General features: G+C 62.9%; 14 protein-coding genes and 1 CRISPR repeat array. Of the genes, 3 read left to right on the forward strand and 11 right to left on the reverse strand.

All coding sequences use genetic code 11. From position 1 onward, the window contains the following. Nucleotides 1-68 precede the first annotated feature (68 nt). The 10 genes from RBH77_RS08660 to RBH77_RS08705 form a co-directional block, all read right to left on the reverse strand. Entirely contained in the window at nt 69-1,136 is a 1,068-nt protein-coding gene (locus RBH77_RS08660; RefSeq protein ID WP_311031715.1) for an NAD/NADP octopine/nopaline dehydrogenase family protein, read from the reverse strand. Between the two features lie 159 nt (nt 1,137-1,295). Next, nucleotides 1,296-2,693, reverse strand: a complete 1,398-nt coding sequence (locus RBH77_RS08665; protein WP_311031716.1) for an FAD/NAD(P)-dependent oxidoreductase — start codon at nt 2,691-2,693, stop codon at nt 1,296-1,298. Between the two features lie 72 nt (nt 2,694-2,765). Continuing rightward, a CRISPR array of direct repeats spans nt 2,766-7,458; the repeat unit is 33 nt; unit sequence GTTTCGATCCACGCCCGCGTGGGAACGGGCGAC. 208 nt (nt 7,459-7,666) lie between these two features. Beyond that, nucleotides 7,667-7,957 (reverse strand): CRISPR-associated endonuclease Cas2, encoded by a 291-nt coding sequence (cas2, locus tag RBH77_RS08670; protein WP_311031717.1) that lies wholly within the window; start codon nt 7,955-7,957, stop codon nt 7,667-7,669. Nucleotides 7,958-7,959: 2 nt separating this feature from the next. Beyond that, a complete protein-coding gene (gene cas1c, locus RBH77_RS08675) occupies nt 7,960-8,994 on the reverse strand; it encodes a type I-C CRISPR-associated endonuclease Cas1c (RefSeq protein ID WP_311031718.1) in 1,035 nt (344 codons plus the stop codon). Beyond that, nucleotides 8,991-9,659: a CRISPR-associated protein Cas4 gene (gene cas4, locus RBH77_RS08680; RefSeq protein ID WP_311031719.1), complete on the reverse strand. Its 669-nt coding sequence runs from the start codon at nt 9,657-9,659 to the stop codon at nt 8,991-8,993. The genes cas1c and cas4 overlap by 4 nt, the downstream gene beginning before the upstream one ends. A 4-nt stretch (nt 9,660-9,663) precedes the next feature. Then, the gene (cas7c, locus tag RBH77_RS08685) at nt 9,664-10,617 is read right to left on the reverse strand and encodes a type I-C CRISPR-associated protein Cas7/Csd2 (RefSeq protein WP_311031720.1); all 954 of its coding nucleotides are present in this window, start codon (nt 10,615-10,617) and stop codon (nt 9,664-9,666) included. Beyond that, complete coding sequence (gene cas8c, locus RBH77_RS08690; RefSeq protein WP_311031721.1) at nt 10,614-12,395, reverse strand: type I-C CRISPR-associated protein Cas8c/Csd1; 1,782 nt, start codon at nt 12,393-12,395, stop codon at nt 10,614-10,616. The genes cas7c and cas8c overlap by 4 nt, the downstream gene beginning before the upstream one ends. Beyond that, nucleotides 12,392-13,090, reverse strand: coding sequence for a type I-C CRISPR-associated protein Cas5c (cas5c, locus tag RBH77_RS08695; protein WP_311031722.1), 699 nt, complete (start codon nt 13,088-13,090; stop codon nt 12,392-12,394). The genes cas8c and cas5c overlap by 4 nt, the downstream gene beginning before the upstream one ends. A 56-nt stretch (nt 13,091-13,146) precedes the next feature. Beyond that, on the reverse strand, nt 13,147-15,417 hold the full coding sequence (locus RBH77_RS08700) for a CRISPR-associated endonuclease Cas3'' (protein ID WP_311031723.1): 2,271 nt from the start codon (nt 15,415-15,417) through the stop codon (nt 13,147-13,149). Between the two features lie 561 nt (nt 15,418-15,978). After that, complete coding sequence (locus RBH77_RS08705; protein ID WP_311031724.1) at nt 15,979-16,830, reverse strand: LysR family transcriptional regulator; 852 nt, start codon at nt 16,828-16,830, stop codon at nt 15,979-15,981. Between the two features lie 253 nt (nt 16,831-17,083). On the opposite strand from RBH77_RS08705, the gene RBH77_RS08710 reads away from it, so the two are divergent. Genes RBH77_RS08710 through RBH77_RS08720 form a run of 3 tightly spaced genes read left to right on the forward strand, consistent with a single transcriptional unit; the run spans nt 17,084 to nt 19,394 of the window. Beyond that, entirely contained in the window at nt 17,084-17,677 is a 594-nt protein-coding gene (locus RBH77_RS08710) for an ankyrin repeat domain-containing protein (RefSeq protein WP_311031725.1), read from the forward strand. A gap of 19 nt (nt 17,678-17,696) precedes the next feature. Continuing rightward, entirely contained in the window at nt 17,697-18,185 is a 489-nt protein-coding gene (locus RBH77_RS08715; protein WP_311031726.1) for a nucleoside deaminase, read from the forward strand. Nucleotides 18,186-18,188: 3 nt separating this feature from the next. Continuing rightward, the gene (locus RBH77_RS08720) at nt 18,189-19,394 is read left to right on the forward strand and encodes a cyanate transporter (protein ID WP_311031727.1); all 1,206 of its coding nucleotides are present in this window, start codon (nt 18,189-18,191) and stop codon (nt 19,392-19,394) included. Nucleotides 19,395-19,478: 84 nt separating this feature from the next. Here the strand turns inward: RBH77_RS08720 and RBH77_RS08725 are convergent, their stop codons facing one another. Next, nucleotides 19,479-20,057 carry a TetR/AcrR family transcriptional regulator gene (locus tag RBH77_RS08725; RefSeq protein ID WP_311031728.1) on the reverse strand — a complete coding sequence of 193 codons (579 nt, stop codon included), beginning with the start codon at nt 20,055-20,057 and terminating at the stop codon, nt 19,479-19,481. Nucleotides 20,058-20,105: the final 48 nt, after the last annotated feature.

A 20,105-nucleotide genomic window follows, 5' to 3' on the forward strand; every position in this document is an offset into this window, starting at 1 on the left:
GGCGGGAGCGGTGATGCTTTCTTATGGAGGTTGCCAGGCGAATTGAAGCTTGAGTTCGATCGGACACTTTAGTCGCCACGCAACTCCCGATAGAGCTGTTCGACGCCCAGACGGTTAAGATTGAGTGCTGGCAAAAGGTCATTCTCCGAACGAAAATTACGCGCACAGATGGCGTCAAATAGAGCAATCCCGGCGCGGTGCAGCGGGAGGTCCAGTCCAGCAATCTCTCCAAGTGCCTCAAGGGGCACCAGCCCGAATGGTACGTCCTCGGTGATGAAGCGGGTCTCTAGGGACCTCGGACCGAGCAACTCCGGCCGCTTCTTGTAAACCGCCGCAGCCATCTCACCGACAGGCCCCGGAGCGACGCCAAAGGAGTGGACGTAGTGGTCCTGGACACTGCGAACCTTGAGACCAAAAGTCTTCGCTAGAACCATCCGTTCAACATCCATTGCGTCGATGATGCGACCGACCCCTGGCGTGATCGAGCCGTAGTTTGACCAGTCCTCGCCTCGTTCAGCACGGGTGAGATTTCCGAGCATGTTCGCGACATGCGCCGGCGGATTAAGGTTGCTGAGCATGATTGCAAGCATGTTCTCTCGCAGATCGAAGCGGTCGCCAAACAGGGCGTGGCACTTTTCGAGACTCACGTTTCTGTGCCGGGTCGGTAACGTCGCGACATCAAGCCTTGTTCGAACACCGGAAATATGAGCACTGCGCGGACCCGTCTTTCGCGCGGTCAGAACTGTGGTTGCCCAGACGGCGATCGGCAAATCCACGCTGCGTTGTGAAAGTAAACGGTGAAGATAAAGCGCTGCGAACGAGCAATGGGAGCTGATGATAACGCACTGACCCGTTCTCAATCGCGGCGCAAGCTCATCGAAGGCATTCTTGAACCCGTTTGCCTGAACAGTGATAATGATCGCTTCGGCGCTTTCTAATGCTTGGTCAGGATCGCGAACTACTCGGATTTGATAGGAACCCTCAAGCTTACCGGAAATGAGAAGCGGCGCCCCGCCATCGAAATCTACGAGGGCGGCTCCGCTGGGCGACCAGACAACAGGTTCATGGCCGTGATTAATGAGATAAGCGGTGTAGCCACGCCCAATCCCGCCGAAACCAATGATGGCGACACGCATAAGATTACCCAAAATGTGGTGGTGAAATTTCGACGAGCGGCTTGTCAGCCTGGACCGCCAACGAGTCCGTTTGAGTGCATTGATCTGATCGGAAGCATCGTCGCGCTCTTGCAGCCTTCCAATCTTCCTCAAACCCGGCCAAATCGACGGTGTCGGTAGTCACGGCCTTGGTGCCTCGTCGGAAAGATAGGCGAGTTCTCCGAGGGTTACTGGCTTCAGAGGAGGCCGGATGTGGTAGAAGCCAACGTCCTCCATCGGTCGGTGCTGTGCAGCCGAGATGATGTGACTAACGGTATAGCCACATTGGCGCCCCTGACAGGGCCCCATCCCTGCCCGGGTGAAGGCTTTCACCTGATTGGGGCCGGGACGCCCGAGCCCCGCCATCGTACGTATCTCGCGGGCGGCGATTTCCTCGCAGCGGCAGACAACGACTTCGTCGTCCGGGACAAAGATTGCCCTACGCGGTCGGAACAACGCATCGAGAAACGGGCGGAGCGCCAGTTCGCGATCAAGCTTCGCTCGAGCGGGCCTCGCAGCTTCGGCCGCGCCTTCTGATGTGATCCTGCCGAGTCTCACTGCAACGCCTAAAGCGGCGATCTCACCACGCAGTGCGGCAGCATTTGCGCCAGCGATACCAGCGCCGTCTCCTGCGATGAAAATCTTCGGTTGAGAACTCTCCCCCCACGCATTGAGGGTGGGAACGTAGCAATCCTGATCGTCACGCCAAGTCACTGCGCAGCCGAGCGCCAGCGCAACGTGAATGCCAGGGATCACACCTTCATGCACGAGAAGGGTGTCCGCTTGCACCGCCTCTTCTGCACCCGAGGCTGTCCGGTAACGTATCGTCTCAAGTCGATCCGTTCCCAAAGCCTCGATATCCGTAACATGGCGGATGCGTCGAACGCCGGACATCCGAAGAGCCAGTGACCACCCGATCCCTTTGAAAAGGTCCCCCATGTTTCTCAGTGCGCCTGGGAGATGTCGTAAGGCTGAGGCCATCCGCCCCGTTGGCATCGTATCGAGATACCCACCGATCTTGCCCCCCGCCTTCAAAAGTTGAGTCATGTAAAGCAGCATCAGCGGTCCGCTGCCTGCGAGCCAAACAGGCTTTGTCGGCACTTGGCCTGCGTTCTTGAGAAGGATTTGGCCGGCGCCGACCGTGAGGATGCCTGGGAGAGTCCATCCTCTAAATGGCGCAGGCCTTTCTTGCGCACCGGTGGCAAGCAGAATGGTACGTGCTTCGATGATCCGTGCCTTGCCCGACTTGGTCACGAAGGCGCGAAAGCCGGGTTCGATCTGCCAAAGCTGCGAGCCTGGTTCGTAGGCTGCACCACTTGCACGGAAGGCCTCGGCGGCCGAGAGCCCTCCAAGGTAGGTCGGGCCAAGCAGTTTGCCACGTTCCGTCGCCGCAACGGTCTCGATGCCACGCCAAATCTGGCCGCCGGGCTCTGGCTGCTCGTCGATCACGAGGACATCGAGCTCTGCTCGCCGTGCGGTGACCGCGGCTGCCATACCGGCTGGTCCGGCTCCGATAATCAGAAGATCAACTGGCCTCATGCTCCGAGTCCTCTTTTTCCACGCTGGCGCACGATGCGCATATGCCATTGCCTTTGCTCGAGAGATCGACGGGTTTCGATCCACGCCCGCGTGGGAACGGGCGACGCTCATGACCGGCCCTCCTGCGCGGAGAGGGCGAGTTTCGATCCACGCCCGCGTGGGAACGGGCGACATGGTTAGGCTGCCTCCCGCTCTTCACGATCAAGGTTTCGATCCACGCCCGCGTGGGAACGGGCGACCTTTCCGCCTGTTTGGCAAGGATCATTATTGCAGGTTTCGATCCACGCCCGCGTGGGAACGGGCGACGCACTCGATTTCCGGACTGTCGTTACATACCGGGAGTTTCGATCCACGCCCGCGTGGGAACGGGCGACGATAACAGCGGCATAGGCGGTGAGAGCGACTGATTGTTTCGATCCACGCCCGCGTGGGAACGGGCGACCGCATCGCCAGAGCGAGATCATCGAACAGGCGCAGTTTCGATCCACGCCCGCGTGGGAACGGGCGACAGGGCCGCTACGCAAGACGGTCACGACCGATCAGGGTTTCGATCCACGCCCGCGTGGGAACGGGCGACGGAGGCCGGGGGAAAATGATCGAATGGCAATCTGTTTCGATCCACGCCCGCGTGGGAACGGGCGACGCAGCGCATTCCTGACGATATTCTTGAGCGCTTGTTTCGATCCACGCCCGCGTGGGAACGGGCGACGTGATCGACGCCGAGGCCGTAGCCAAAAACCGCATGTTTCGATCCACGCCCGCGTGGGAACGGGCGACAGGGCCGCTACGCAAGACGGTCACGACCGATCAGGGTTTCGATCCACGCCCGCGTGGGAACGGGCGACCGGTTCGACTGCGCAATGATATGACGCACGGAAGGTTTCGATCCACGCCCGCGTGGGAACGGGCGACATCGGCCTTATTCTCGGCACATCGCCTTCGCGAAGTTTCGATCCACGCCCGCGTGGGAACGGGCGACACGCGGACGAAAGCATGGCGAGCATGTGATTGGTGTTTCGATCCACGCCCGCGTGGGAACGGGCGACTCTGCGCCACATGGGCGCGCCCTGTTCCTGTCGAAGTTTCGATCCACGCCCGCGTGGGAACGGGCGACCTCGGCATGGTGGCGTTCAGCGCCTGGAACGGATTGTTTCGATCCACGCCCGCGTGGGAACGGGCGACGATCTTGCCGGGGCCGGCGGACCGAGGTCTAGCAGTTTCGATCCACGCCCGCGTGGGAACGGGCGACCCCGAGCGGCACAACCGTGTTCTCGTCTAGGCCGGGTTTCGATCCACGCCCGCGTGGGAACGGGCGACGTCTGGCGCAACCGCCGGCATGAGGAAGCTCTTGTTTCGATCCACGCCCGCGTGGGAACGGGCGACTGCTCACCGATCTCTATGCTCAAGCCATCGAAGGGTTTCGATCCACGCCCGCGTGGGAACGGGCGACCGGGCAACTCGTCGACCTGTGCCGCGGCTCAAAAGTTTCGATCCACGCCCGCGTGGGAACGGGCGACCCCCCCGCCCCGGAGAAAATTACACTTGAAACTTGTTTCGATCCACGCCCGCGTGGGAACGGGCGACATGCGCCGGCAGGTGCAGTTCGGTTGGCCGGCGGTGTTTCGATCCACGCCCGCGTGGGAACGGGCGACTCGATGACCTCGGTGATTTGATAGAGCCCGAAGTGTTTCGATCCACGCCCGCGTGGGAACGGGCGACGCGGTCGCGCCGATGGCAACGACCGGGAAGGCGCCGTTTCGATCCACGCCCGCGTGGGAACGGGCGACCTGGCGCCCCACGCCCTCGACCTCGTCTACGCTGAGGTTTCGATCCACGCCCGCGTGGGAACGGGCGACAATAGGTGCTGTCGTCATCCGAATGCGTCAGCTTGTTTCGATCCACGCCCGCGTGGGAACGGGCGACGATACGACGCCGTTGACGATGCCGGTTTCGAGAAGTTTCGATCCACGCCCGCGTGGGAACGGGCGACCCTCCGGGGCTGTTCACCGGAGAGTTTTCCCGAGAGTTTCGATCCACGCCCGCGTGGGAACGGGCGACTCTGTATCGAGGAGTTGGACGCCTGAGCTGCCGAGTTTCGATCCACGCCCGCGTGGGAACGGGCGACGTTCCCTCGGAACGATGCACGCTCATGGAGTTTGTGTTTCGATCCACGCCCGCGTGGGAACGGGCGACACTGCTTGAACTGACCCACCGTCATCCCCCTAAGGTTTCGATCCACGCCCGCGTGGGAACGGGCGACCGGCGTCGACGTCGGCCGAGGTCAGCTCGAAATCCGGTTTCGATCCACGCCCGCGTGGGAACGGGCGACTATTCGTTCGCGAGCTCGACGAGCAGAAGGTCGGGTTTCGATCCACGCCCGCGTGGGAACGGGCGACGATTGGGATTAGGTTACTACGCCAGGCCATCGAGGGTTTCGATCCACGCCCGCGTGGGAACGGGCGACCCGTGCTTGGCCCCGTAATCGATAGCGCCAAGGATGTTTCGATCCACGCCCGCGTGGGAACGGGCGACGCGCGGCCGGTCACCTTCTCGTCCGTATCGGCGGAGTTTCGATCCACGCCCGCGTGGGAACGGGCGACGCTACACGCGAACGGAACAGCGCCCGACCGGTGAGTTTCGATCCACGCCCGCGTGGGAACGGGCGACGTGCCGTTGGAATAGGTGTTGTCCAAAAGCGGCCGTTTCGATCCACGCCCGCGTGGGAACGGGCGACGGGAGGAGGTGGCGGCCACGAAGTGGATCAGATGTTTCGATCCACGCCCGCGTGGGAACGGGCGACCCGTTCGTTTGTCGCGAATAACGACCTGCCAAAAGTTTCGATCCACGCCCGCGTGGGAACGGGCGACACTGCCAGATCGCCTGACCGCAGAGTGCCCAAACGGTTTCGATCCACGCCCGCGTGGGAACGGGCGACCCGATCGGCCCGGGCCACGACAAGCTTTCGGCCGAGTTTCGATCCACGCCCGCGTGGGAACGGGCGACCGGTCGACTGGAGCGAGGATCGCTACGGGCTGAAGTTTCGATCCACGCCCGCGTGGGAACGGGCGACGGCGCAAGGAATTGGCGGGCGGGTGATGGACAATGTTTCGATCCACGCCCGCGTGGGAACGGGCGACAAGACCATGGCGTGGTGCGTTTTGCCAAGGAAAAGTTTCGATCCACGCCCGCGTGGGAACGGGCGACCTACGCCGCGGCGCGGGCCGCGCTGACCGGAATGTTTCGATCCACGCCCGCGTGGGAACGGGCGACAATGAAGAGGTCCAGAAGATCCTCGCCGGCCGCTCGTTTCGATCCACGCCCGCGTGGGAACGGGCGACATTGAAGAGGGTGGCGATCTCGGTCAGCATGGCGTGTTTCGATCCACGCCCGCGTGGGAACGGGCGACTTCGTGGCGGCTTTCGGGTCGTGCTCTGTCGTGTCGTTTCGATCCACGCCCGCGTGGGAACGGGCGACATTTCGGAAAGGCCGCGCTTGCGCGCCTCGGCCATGTTTCGATCCACGCCCGCGTGGGAACGGGCGACTGGGGCAAGGACGTCAACGACGCCCTGCGGGCGTGTTTCGATCCACGCCCGCGTGGGAACGGGCGACGCCCAGGTCTCGCCGATGCGGCGCGATTTCTCGATGTTTCGATCCACGCCCGCGTGGGAACGGGCGACATGCTAGCGTCCGCTGAAGCATAAAGCGGGAGGATGTTTCGATCCACGCCCGCGTGGGAACGGGCGACCTAGCTCTGACGCTCTTTCGACGCCGTCCACGCGTGTTTCGATCCACGCCCGCGTGGGAACGGGCGACCTTAGCTCGTGGGTTCGACGGACACGAACCTACGGGTTTCGATCCACGCCCGCGTGGGAACGGGCGACCTGCTGGCGGCCGGCGAAGGCGTTCCGATCGGCGAGTTTCGATCCACGCCCGCGTGGGAACGGGCGACGTCGGCGTCGGCGTCGAGCAGGCGCAGTCCCGCCGCGTTTCGATCCACGCCCGCGTGGGAACGGGCGACGACTGATAGAGTCCTTGACGAAGAATTACTTAAAGGTTTCGATCCACGCCCGCGTGGGAACGGGCGACTCCCGAAATATCGAAGGCCGCCGATGCCTATGAGTTTCGATCCACGCCCGCGTGGGAACGGGCGACCCAGTATCGGAGCAGGAGCTTGCGGATGCTGATTTGTTTCGATCCACGCCCGCGTGGGAACGGGCGACGATCAGGCGGCAATGTGGACAATGCCATTCGCCAGTTTCGATCCACGCCCGCGTGGGAACGGGCGACTTGCGGGTCTGGTTGATTGGTCGGCTATCGAAGATAGTTTCGATCCACGCCCGCGTGGGAACGGGCGACCGCCGATGGCGGCAGCGGGGCCAACAAGAATATCAAGTTTCGATCCACGCCCGCGTGGGAACGGGCGACTCCCGAACATGCCGGCGACATTCTTGTGCATGGCATGTTTCGATCCACGCCCGCGTGGGAACGGGCGACTCGGAGCAGTCGTATGGCTGCACGTCCATGACGCGTTTCGATCCACGCCCGCGTGGGAACGGGCGACCCATGTCGGGGATCTTCGCCTCGCACAATTACCGGTTTCGATCCACGCCCGCGTGGGAACGGGCGACCAAGGTCACTCCGACCGCCAACCGTTGGTACATGAAGTTTCGATCCACGCCCGCGTGGGAACGGGCGACGAAAGGTCCGCAGCGTCAAAGCCAAGGGCTACGCTGTTTCGATCCACGCCCGCGTGGGAACGGGCGACGCCTTCCATCTAACCTACTGGTTACTTTGAGGAAATAGCCAAGTTATCGCGAGCACGCTGAAATAAGCGCCCCACAATGCGTCGTGTACACAAGGCCAAGAAAATTTCTTCACGATTTCAAAGAACTGGCCGTAGTGCGAACCCATCTGAAAATACCGACACGCTTGGGGTTCGCGCCGACCAGGCGGCACCATGGCGCGGGGCTGTGCTACACGATCAACGTGCCACCCAGGTCTGCAGCGGGCTTCGCGCCAACATGCTCCACTTTCCGCTGCCAGTTCGCGCCGAGGTGATAGTAGCGCAAGCTGTCGGTCGCCGGATCGATTATGCCTTCCAGGCGCGCTTTCAGCCTTGTCCATTGGGCGGGGTCGACTTCGATCTCGAACACCGAGTACTGCACACGCTGGCCAAAGTCACGGCATGCCTTGGCGACGGCACGCAACCGGGCGGCGCCTCCGCTTGTGGATGTGGCAACGTCATAGGTCACGAGTACCAGCATGGCTATTTCCAGAACCATGGCGGATAGGCGTCCAGATCACCACGCAAATGGCGCGCCAGCATCTGCGCCTGCAGGAACGGCACCAGACCCAATGGCGCTTTTTCCTCCAGGAAGGCATGTCGCCGCTCCTCCTTTTTGCGCTCCTGCCAGGCGGTCAGCACCGTGCGGCGCGCCTCGTCGGTCAAAAGCACCGCGCCGCTGTCGCTTCTGTCGAAATCACCGGTGCGCAATTGCCGGCGGTTGACCAGTGACAGCGCCAGTCGATCGACGAGCACCGGCCGTAGTTCCTCCATCAGATCGAGCGCAAGGCTCGGCCGGCCCGGCCGGTCACGGTGCAGGAAGCCGACCGAGGGATCCAATCCAACGCTTTCGCAGGCGCTGCGGCAATCGTGCGTGAGCAGCGTATAGAGGAATGAAAGCAAGGCGTTGAGCGGATCGAGCGGTGGCCGGCGGGAGCGCCCCGTCCAGCGCATCTCGGCATCGGGAGAGCGAACGAGATGATCGAACACCGAAAAATAGAGATTGGCCGCCTCGCCTTCCGAACCGCGCAGGCGGTCGACGTCCTCGCCGGCCAGTTCGACACGCCGCATGATGTGAGCCAGCCGCTCGACGACGACTGCGATGGCGTCGCGGACGGCCCCCTCCATCTCGCCGCCATAGTCGCGCAGCGCCCGCATCAGCACCGCGCGCTGGTTGGAAACCTTGCCCACCACGAGAGAGCGCACGATGTCTTCTGGCCTGTCGGAGGCTCGGTACTGCGCCCGCCGCAACAGCACATTGCCTGACACCGGCCCTTCGATCCGCGCCTGAAACCGGCCGTTGCGGCCCAGAAGGGTAATGCAGATCCCGGCCTCGGCGCAGGCGGCGACAAGAGCGGGAGACAGGAAGATGGGTCCGAAGACGACGATCGAGGCCAACATGTGCAGCGGCACACGCGCCTTCTCTTCGCCCTCCACCTCCGCGACCAGATTCTCGCTGTCCTTGCGTAGCGCGGCCCCTTCGGTCGTGACATAGACGGTGTTGAGAAGTTTCTTCACGGCGCCGGTTCCTCCGCCGACAGGCGCGCGACCATACGGGCTCGCCATGCCTTTGCCGGCCTGGCGGCGGCATCGGGACGGCAGATGTCCTTGAGCGAACAGGCGCGGCAGCGCTCACGCCGCGTCGTCGGTGGTGGCGTGACGCCGGAGGAAAAGACGTCGGCGAAGGCCGTGGCCGTTTCCTCGGTCAACCGGCGCAGTTCGGCATCGAACGGCACGACGACGCGCCGCTTGGTTTCAGCATAGAAGATAGCGCCTTGCGGCGCCGGCGTACCGGTCATCTCCTCCAGGGCGAGCGCCTGTGCGCAAAGCTGCACCTCGTCGGCGCGGTGTAATTTCGGCTTGCCGCGCTTGTATTCCACCGGATAGGGCGTCTCCGTGCCATCTGGCTGCGGGTGGAATTCCACCAAGTCGGCGGTGCCGGCAAAACCCAACCGCTTGCAGGCGAGTGGCAGAGCCATGACACGGCGCACGCCGCGCGCCTTGCGCGAGCCGCCCTTGTCGGCGACGGCGTGCAGCACATGCCCTTCCGCCGTGAAGCGATTGTCGGCCCAGGCGCGCTCGATGTGGATCAGCGTGGCCTGCCGCAGGCAATAGACCGCGTGCTGGAGCGCGGAGAGCGGGAAGGGGTCGCTATCCAGCGCTCCTGCATCCGCAGCGGTCATGGCGTCAGCACTTCTCGATGATCTCCACCCCTTCGGGCAGGTTGTCGCGGTCGATGGTGACGGTGTAGTCGGAGAAGGCGCGGGCCGGCGGATAGTTGTCGATGTTCCGGTCGATAGCCTTGAACTCACTGTCGATATTGCGGCCGATATCCACCCGCTCGAACAGGGCGTGGGCCGGGGCGTTGCCCATGGCGTTGCCGTGCTTGAAGACGATCAGCTTGCGCGTGGCCATCTCTCCGCGCGCCGCGGAATGGTCGTGCTCGAACATGGTGCACAGTGCCTCGAACAGAAGGTCGAGATCGGCGTCTGAAAAGCCGGTCCGCTCGGCCAGCTTGGCGGAAATGAAACCGTGTGCGCGATAGAGCGCGTACGGCACGATGTACTTGCGGCCCATGGTGCGGTTGTCGACGCGCTCGTTGCCTTCCTCGCTGCCTTCAGCCTGTTTTTTCTTCTCGGCTTCGTTGGTGGCCGCCATGCGGGTGATGGAGATTTCCTGCGGCAGGATCGGCTCGACGGAACCGGCGAAGGTCATCTGCACCGGGCCGCGCACCTGCCCGGCGTTGATGCCGGTGGACATGACGGCACCGAAGGTGCGTACGTCGAAGAAGTTGCGGCACATGAAGTCGCGGATTTCCTTCGCCTCGGCGTCGTCCTTCGGATTGAGCTTGGCATCTTTTTCGACCTTGGCGTCGTTCGGCCGCAGAGCCTTGTACGCCTGCCGATGCTTGTCGTTTAAGATGGCGCCTTCCTCGACATAGATGTGGTGTCCGTCCGTGTCGCCTTTGGCCAGTCCCACATAATTACGCACCTTGCGCTTGAGGCTGACGTCCGACACCAGCCCTTGATTGGTTTCAGGGTCGAGGCGCGGCAAATTACCGGCATCGGGGTCGCCGTTGGGGTTACCCTTGGTGACGTCGAACAAAAGGACGAAGTCGTAACGGTTGGCGATGGCGGTCATTGTGCAGTCTCCCCCGAAGCGTCGGTCTGGTTATCCTTGCGGGACTTGAAAAAGTCGCTGTGCTGATGGTGGTAGCCCAAGCCGAAAAAAGCCTGTTCGTCGGCCGAGAAGAAGGCCGGATACGGACCCTTCGACGGTTCCATCAGGTCCATGATCTGGTCTTGCAGTTTCAGTAGATTCACCGCGCGCCCGGGACTGAGCTTGCGTACTTTGGCCAGATGGTTGGCCGAGCCGCTTTCGAGAAGGCCAAAGACTTTGCGCGGCGTTGCCGAGGCCGATCCGTAGAATTTGTCCTTGATCGTGGCGTTGACGTTGCCGCCCAGCGCCGCGCGCTGGATTTCCTCGTAGACGGCGAAGAGGCGCCCGAGCAGGTATCCTTTGCTGTCTGTCATGGTGGGATCGAGTGCCACTGGAACCTTCCTTTCGTAGTTTCGAATCAGGACGGCCTTCAGAATGGAGGCGCGCAGGGCGTTGATCTCGCCGTCGGCGCGAATGCGCGACAAGACCGTCGAAAGCAGCGTCAGCGGATAGTCCGCACCGTTGAGGATCGCGCGCATCCATTCGCCGGCCAGATTGGGCGGCACGTTCTCGCGCTTGCCGAGCACCGCCGTCTCGACAAGGTAACGCCATAGCGGCGCGTAGGGTTCGCGCCACGGCGGTTCAATACGCATGTCGTTGACGAAGCGCTGATAGTTCCTTGCCAGTTCACCGAAATCGCTCTCGTAATAAAAGCGGATGGAAATGCGTGCGGCATTAGGAGCCAGTCCCAGCACATAAAAGCGCACGCCTTTTTCCAGCTTCTTGACGAGTTCGCCCGCTTCCAGCGCCAGGTCCTTGTCCAGTTCCTGATCGCCTTTACGGAGGCGCTCGAGCAGGATCTTGACCTCCTTCGTCGTGTCCGCATCTTCTTTTGCAGGGTCGAAGAACTCGGGGAATGCAGCTTCCGCCAGAAGCGCTGCTTCCGCATCCTCGGCATCCGCCCAGAATACGGTAGAGGCGTCGCCGATCTGGAGGCGGTGCTTTTTGTCCGACAGGAAGGTGTTCAGTGCGGTGGTGTAGGCAAAGGCGGCGGCCTCCGAGACCGGCGCGTTGTCGCCCTGCATGTGGCCGTAGGAGGTGAAGGCATCGAGGTTGAAGGAGACGATGGAACCGCCTGACGACTGGCCGCCCCATACGCCCTTGATCGCCGGATGCACTCGCGCGACCGGGCCGGACTTGCCGGTAACCAGGCAGATCTGCGGGTTCTTGCCGTCACCGCCCGACACGCGCATCCACAGCGCCTTTGCGGCATCGCGGTTGTGCAGCCAGAGATTATTGTGGCGGTCGGTTTCGAGGGCGAAGACGACGTTCTGATCCTTGAAATCGTCGCTCCATTGCGAGGCGTCGAATTGGTCCGGCGTCCACCGCCGCAGGAACAGAAGCAGCGCCTTCAGACCCGGATCGTCCGTGCCCGCCAGTTCCTTCTCGTGCCGCTCCTTGAAAGCGGCGTGTTCGTCGGCCGTGCGTTTACCCTCGCCGGAGGTGACGCCCAGAACATAGGATGTCTTGTCCCACAGGAAGTTCGGCGCGATGCCGGCTGTGCGCTTCACCGGTTGCGGCACCAGCATGGGGCGCGGCTTGCGCTTCTTGCCCTCGCCGTCGAACCAGGGCGTGACGCTCGCAACCGTGCCGTCTTCATTGAGGCCGACGATGACGCCGATATTCTGCACCGAGTAGCCGAAGGGCGGTGCGTCCGGCAGCCGCTCATAGGCGCGGGCGAGCGAAGCGAGGATGCTCATTTGCGGATCTCCGGCGAGCCGGGCTGCGGCACCTGCATGACGCCGTCGCGCAGCACCGCGTCGAAGAACATCGAGGGCTTTCCTTTTGCCTGGTGGTCGATGTCCCACAGCATGAAGCCCAGCCTGCGGGCGTCTTCAAACCCAAGGTCTCTGGTGCGGTCCTCCGGCGCCGGCTCCGGAGTCGGATCGCCCGGCTCGACCAGCTCAAAACTGGCGGCGAACTCCCGCGTGCCGAGGCAAGGCTGGTGGAAGCACTGGCCGCGCCGCGCGCGCCGGTTGAAGATGTCGAGATGCTTGCCCTCGCTGTCGTCGGCGTCGGCCTTTGTCGTCAGTTCGAAATGAGCGGCGATCACGTAGCGGGGTTTCACCAGAACGGTCGAGGCGCGCTGTTGGCGGTCCTCGTCGACCAGCAGTTGCAGCCCTTCGAGATCGCCGCGCTTCATCGCGCTCTTGACCTTGCCTGCCGGTATTTTCGAGCCGACCTCGTTGCGCCGGACCGACTGGAATTGCGGCTTCTTCATCACATGGATAGCGTCCACCACCCAGCGGATCGCCGGCTTCCAGTGGACAGCTTCGAGAATGCCGCGCGCGGCGGACGGCGTCATCACGTCATAGGAGACGCGCTCGACCTTCATTTCCGGCCGCGTAAAACAGGCGTAGTCGCCCCAGACCTTCAACCGGATGCCGTAAGCCATCTTTTCTCCCGCCCTCGCGATCTCTCCGAATTGCGCCGGCGGCGCGACGGAAAAGATCACATAAACATGTCCTCCAGCGCCAGATATTCGGGCGTCTCCCAGAGGAGCCCCACCTCCGGGTCGTACAGGCTTGCCTTTTGCAGCACCGCGAATTGGTCAGCGCGCAGCGTCGGAGATTCGAACGCCACATGGCCGCAGCGTATCAGCAATTCCCGCGCCTTCGGCGGAACCTGGACAACATAAGTCTGCAATTCTCGCGCGATGACGCCAGAAGGAATCTTCTCCAGATTGAGTTTATCCACCGCTTGCTTGGCTTTGTTGTCCCAAGGCACGATCACGGGCTCCATGTTGCTTTCGATCATGCAGAATTTCCGTGCCACTTCGCGGAAGGCGAAGTCCGTGCCGTCACTGCCGATCCTGAAGTCTGCGACGATGCTTTTCAGGTCCAGTCCTGACCCTGCGCGCCAGTAGACCTCGCCGAAGAATTTCCGGATCGCTTCGAGCGATTGGACGTCGCCGTCAAAATCCTTCAGCGCGCGCTCCGCATCGCCCATCAGCGACCTGATTTCGGGCGGAGGCGGGTAGTCCGGCGCCGAAAATACGGTGACGACGCTTTCATCCGCTAGCAGCCGCCCCTCGCGGTTACAGCGGCCCGCGGCCTGCATGATCTGGTCCCAACCGGCTTCAGCACGCCAGACTTTCGGAAAGTCCACGTCGACGCCGGCTTCGATGAGGCTTGTGGCGATCACGCGGCAGGCTTGTTTGTCCTTCAGCCGGCCGCGCACGCCGCCGAGGATTTCCCGCCGGTGCGCCGCGCATTGTCGTGTGGTCAGGTGCACGAGACCGTCCAGCCCCGCCTCCTTCGCCTGCCTGTAGAGCGCCAGCGCGTGCTTGCGGCTGTTGACGATGGTCAGCGCCTGCGGTTCGCAGGCGAGCGAAGCCACCAGCGCGGCATTGTCCATTTCGCCGACCCGCTCGACGCGAGTGCGGCGCAGCCGGCTGGCAAGGCCCTCGGGATCGGGTGCCAGTTCACGGCCTGTATCCAGGTCGAGCCCGTCGGGAAAATTCGGCTTGCCCAGCGCCGGCTGGGTGGCCGTGCATAATATGATCGTGCAGCCGAACAGGCGGGCGAGCGTATCGAGCATCCTCACGCAAGGCTTCAGAAGCGGGCGCGGGATGGTCTGGGCCTCATCGAGGATGACGATCGAGCCGGCGATGTTGTGCAGCTTGCGTGCGCGGGAGGTTTTGGCCGCAAACAGGCTTTCGAAGAACTGCACGTTGGTGGTGACGACGACGGGCGCCGCCCAGTCTTCCATGGCGAGTTTCAGCTTGTCGCGGCTGGTGGGAAATCCGCGCCGCTCGCGGCGGGCCGCTTCCGCGTCCTCCTCGATGGCCGAGTGATGCTCGAGCACGTATTCCCGGCCGAGTACACTCCGGAAGATGTCGGCCGTCTGGTCGATGATCGATGTGAACGGTATGGCGTAGATGATCCGGCTGTGACCGTGCGTCGCTGCATGATTCAGCGCGAAGCCGAGCGAGGCCAGCGTCTTGCCGCCGCCCGTCGGCACGGTGAGCGTGAACAGGCCGGGTGGCAGCGCAGCCTTGCCGCATACATGGGCAAGGATGTCGCGGCGCAGGGCGTTGAGGTCGCCCTCCTGTTTCAACCCGGCTATGTGTGTGTCGAAACGGGCGCGGAAATCCGGCAAGAGATCCTGCAAGGCAGGCCACTTGCGTTCCACCTCGCGCTTTTCCAGCTTTGTGTAAAATTCCTCGGTGTTCTTGAAATCCGCGTCGACCAGGCACGAGAACAGAAAACGTGCGACGACCGAAGCGTCGAACTGCCAATGCGGGCTTGCCGGACGGATCGCTTTCGGCAGCCAGTCAGGCACGATGCCGGCAAGGTCGGGCCGGGTCTCCTGTTTCCACACCGGGTCGAGCCGGTTCTCGAAAGCTTTCTCACGCAGCACGAAGCAGGACGCTTCGGAGGTGTTCTTGTCGGGCATGCCGGCGTGATGACCGAGTATGGCGTAGGCGGCGATCTCCGTCATCAGGCGGTGGTAGGTATCCGAACCCTTTGCCAGATCGCGCAGGACCGCCGCGCCGGCCGTCGAATGGTCGACACGGATATTCGCGCCTTCCAGCCGCCGCTGGAATTGAGGGTCATACTTGCCGAGGTCGTGGAACAAGCCGGTGATAAAAGCCAACCGTTCAAGACCGAAAGGCGCTGCAAACTCGGCTGCCAGTTCGGCGGTCTCGTTCAGGTGGATTGACAGGGTTTGCCAGTCGCATTTGTTTCCAGGTGTGCCGGAATGGGCAAAATAGGGCATTCACGTTTCCAGTGACGTTTGGAATTCCGGAAGCTCCAACACTCTCTGATCGGCGGACAGTTGGCGCCGGATGAGGTCCATCCATTTTACTCTACGCGCAGCTAGACGAAGCGACATGACATGCCGAATCTCTGGAACAGGTCAGTTTATGACTTTAGTGCCATACCGATTGGACGTCTGCTCTCGTTACGTGGACGCCCACAGCCATGAGGCCGCTTCGGTCTCCAAGTCGTGAATGAGCGGCAAGCTGATTGGCACCTTGCTGAAAGGGCAGCAGGCCGCGTTTCTCGCGAGAAGAGCGCCCCAGAAGGCTCAGAGTAGACATAGTTCGCTTTATCGCCTGAGACGGTGCGCCATTTTTATAATCCCGTCACGACAAAGACAGGCACCAAGACCGGGCTTCGATTGAGCCTGGTCGTTTCAAGCCGCACTTGCGTTGTGCTGCGCCTTGGCCGGGTTTTAGATTTTGTTGAAGCCGCCATGTCCTGGCTCACGAGGGATCGGGCGATTATCATAGCTGAAATGGGCGTCGCAACCTGTGTTCGGAACCATCAATCCTTCCTAACCATGTCGGGGGCGTCCGGCAGCAAGGACCGCTCCCATCCGCTCGACCAGTTCCGAGGCGGGTCCGGTGCTTTCCCAGGAATAAACGGAGACGGCCATCGGACGCTCCGTGCCGAAAGGCGCGTATTGCCGAACGCGATATCCGCGCGCCGCTGATCTGGGCAGAAGCGACAGGCCGAGCCCGGCTTCCACCGCTACCAATACGTTGTGAAGGCTGCTGCCCGCGAAGGCGATGTACCAGCGATGCTGTTCGCGCTCGATACGCTCGAACATCGCCTCGCGATAAAGGCCGCCTGGAGGAAATGCGACCAGCGGAATTGGATTGGGCCACTCGCCCCGCGCGTCGGCGCTTTCGAACCATGCCATGGCTTCCGGGAATGTCGCCCGGCAATCGGCGCTCGCCTGCGGCTCCTTGACGATCGCGATGTCGAATTCGCCGGAGCGGTAGCGCCGGGTCAGATCGCGGCTCAACCCGGCAGTCACATCGAGCTGGATCTCGCGGTGGCGCTGCACGAAATCGCCGAACACTTTTGCCATCGCCGTGCTGACGATATCCTCGGGAACACCTATGCGAACGGACGTCGTGCCGGCGCGATCGCCGAGTGCCGATTTCGCTTCCTGCTGCAGAGCCAGGATTCGCCGGGCGTAACCGAGAAGCCGTTCGCCGGCCGTCGTCGGCTCGACCGGTCGGGCGGCGCGGTCGACCAACGTCAACCCGACGGCTTCTTCCAGCCGCGCGAGCTGCTGACTGATGGTGGATTGCGTCATGTGCAGGTGCTCCGCCGCGAGCGAGAAGCTCCCCGCATCGACGATTGCGGTGAAGGCACGAAGAAGGCGTGGATCGAACATGTCTCCCACCATGGACCGGCGTCGGTCTCGATAGATATTCATGATCATAATATAGTTGATCTGAATATTTAATTTCCAAATGTTAGGCTCCGCCCCTATCTGGGACGTCGTGGTCATCAAACCACAGCCATCTCCAGGCAGGCTGCATTTGACCCGTCATTACAGGAAACAGAACATGCTTCGCCGTTCAGTTCTTACCGGTGCCGTGTCTCTGCTGTTGACGGTCGTCCCTCTCGTTGCGACAGGAAAAGTCATGAGCGGAATCCCATTGCATGCGGCAGCGGAAAACAATGACGTCGCCGCCATCGAGAAGCTTCTGGCCGACGGAGCCGAGATCGATGCGCGCGATGGCACAGGAGCCACCGCGCTTCTTGTTGCCGTCCATGCCAATCGGGTCGAAGCCGCCAAGGTGTTGATCGACGCCGGCGCCAACGTCAACGCCAAGGACAAGATCGAGGATAGTCCGTATCTCTATGCCGGCGCGCGCGGGCATCTCGAAATCCTGAAGGTGATCCTGGCGCACGGCGCCGATCTCAAGAGCGTCAATCGTTACGGCGGCACCGCCCTCATCCCTGCTTCCGAGCGTGGCCATGTCGAGACCGTGCGCACGCTGATCGCGGCCGGTGTCGATGTAGACCACGTCAACAAGCTGCATTGGACGGCGCTTCTGGAGGCGATCATTCTCGGCGACGGTGGTGAGCGGCACCAGGAGATCGTCGATCTGCTGGTCAAGGCGGGCGCCGACGTCAACCTGGCCGACGGCAAAGGCATGACACCGCTCCAGCATGCCCGGGCAAGCGGTTATAAGGAAATCGAGGCGACGCTGCTGGCGGCCGGAGCGCAATAGAGAGACAAGGAATCCAGCCATGTCCGACGAAAGCCGTTTCCTCGGCGAAGCGATCGAACTTGCCCGTGCCAATATCGGCAGGGGCGGGCGGCCCTTCGGTGCCGTGCTGGTGCGCGACGGCAAGGTGATCGCCACGGCGGTGAACGAGATCCACGCCAGCAACGATCCGACCTCGCATGCGGAGATGAACGCGATCCGCGCTGCCAGCCATCAACTCGGTACGCCGGACCTCAAGGGAAGCGCGATGTACGCCAGCGGGCACCCATGCCCCATGTGCATGGCGGCGATGCGGCTGGCCGGCGTGGCCAAGGTTTTCTATGCATATTCCAACGACGATGGTGCGCCGTTCGGGCTTTCCACGGCGGCGATCTACGAGGACCTCGCCAAGCCGTTCGCGAAGCAATCCATGGCCATCCGTTACGTGCCAGTGCGGCCGGAAGGCAAGACCGATCTCTACGCCGAATGGACCGAGACCCGGAGCAAACAGGCCCAAGGCAAGCAGGCCTGATCCATGGTTTCCGAAGCGCCCTCGCGCACCGCCAAACTGCTGCTGCTTGTTGCCGTTGCCCTGGTCGGGCTGAACCTCAGGCCGTTCATCACCGGCATCGGGCCGCTGGCGGCGGACATCGGCGCCGAGACGGGCCTCGATCTCAAGGGTATCTCGCTGCTGACGCTGGTGCCGATGTTCCTGATGGGTCTGTTCGCCTTTGCCGGACCCTTTTTGCAGTCCCGCGTCGGCGCGCGGCCCTCGACCATTGCTTCTCTCGCCGTGCTCGTTCTCGGCTCTGCCCTGCGGCTGTTCTCGACGAACGGCTGGCAGATGGTAGGAACGGCGGCTCTGCTCGGACTGGGCGTGGCGGTTATCCAGGCGGTGTTTCCCGGTATCGTCAAAAGGCAGTTTCCGCACCATGTCGGCGTCGTCATGGGGCTCTATTCGGCAACCCTGATGGGCGGCGGCGCGCTCGGCGCGCAGGCCGCGCCGCTGATCGCGGCCGCTGCCGGGAACTGGCACGTCGGCCTCGCCTGGATGGCTGTTCCGGCGGCGTTGGCATTGCTGCTGGCCGCACTCTACCTTCCTCGCGACGGCGGGTCCGGACAGAAACGAACAAGCGCAATCGCCCTTCTGAAGCGCCCGAGGGTCTGGCTGCTGATGGCCTGCTTCGGCCTCGTTAATGGCGGCTACTCGACCGTCGTGGCATGGCTGGCGCCTTTCTACCGTGAGCATGGCTGGAGTGCCTCCGCCAGCGGCAGCTTGCTGGCGATCATGGCGGTGTGCCAGGCGCTGGCGGCGTTGCTTCTGCCGATGCTTGTCCGAGGCAAGGATCTCCGGCCCGGGCTGTGGCTGACGCTCGCCCTGCAGGCCATTGGCTTTGCCGCGCTGGCGTTCTCGCCACTGACGGCGCCCGTCCTGTGGGCGGCGGTGCTCGGCGCCGGATTGGGCGGCTGTTTCTCGCTATCGATGATCGTTGCGCTCGATCATCTGCCGGACCCGGCCGAGGCCGGGGCGCTCTCGGCGCTGATGCAGGGCGGCGGCTTCCTGATCACGGCGCTGCCGCCGTGGATCGTTGCGGTGCTGCACGACCTGACCGGCGGTTTTGTTGCCGGCTGGCTGATGCATCTGGTCAGTGTGGCCATCGTCGTGGTGTTGTACTGGCGCGTCGCTCCGGCCAGCTATGCCAGGGCAATGAGCCCGCCGACGCAAATGCGACCGGTATAAGATGTGCGGGCATGGCGTCGTTGTAGAGGCAGCCTTGCCCGATGACAGGCCGATTGCGCGCACGGCGGCCAACATCGCCAGATCTCAGCGTTTGCGCAGCCCGTCGACGAAGATGTCGACGAGGCGGAGCGCGGTGGGCTGCCAGTCGGCCGTGCTCTGCGAATAGAAGATACCGATCAAAGTGCGCAGCAGGTCTTCCGGCGGGATGTCGGAACGTGCCTCGTCCGCGGCGATCGCCCGATCAAGCAGCAGGCGGATCGCGCCGGTGAGTTGCTCGAAGGAATAGGCTTTCAAATCCGAAGAGCCGTGCGCGACCAGTTGCAGCGCCCCGATCATGCCCTTTTTCGTCGCCACCAGCCGGACATTGGCATGCAGCCATTTGCGCAGCGCCTCGACGGTGTCGGCCTCGCCGGAAAGCTCTCCGGCCAGTTCGACCAGATGATCGACCTCGTGGCGGTAGACGGCCTCGAACAACGCCTCGCGGGTCGGGAAATGCCGATAGAGCGTGCCGATCCCGACACCCGCCTGCCGGGCGACCGCCTCCAGGCTTGCCTGCGGTCCTCCGGCGCTGAAGACCTGCGTAGCCGCCTCGAGTAGGATCTCCCGGTTGCGGATTGAATCCGCGCGCGGTTTGCGTCTTGTCTTCTCGGCGACGTTTCCCATTTTTCTCACAACGGACACGTTCCCTCTTGATAAACGGAGGAACCCTCC

This window comes from Mesorhizobium koreense, from assembly GCF_031656215.1.
Taxonomy (GTDB): domain Bacteria; phylum Pseudomonadota; class Alphaproteobacteria; order Rhizobiales; family Rhizobiaceae; genus Mesorhizobium_L; species Mesorhizobium_L koreense.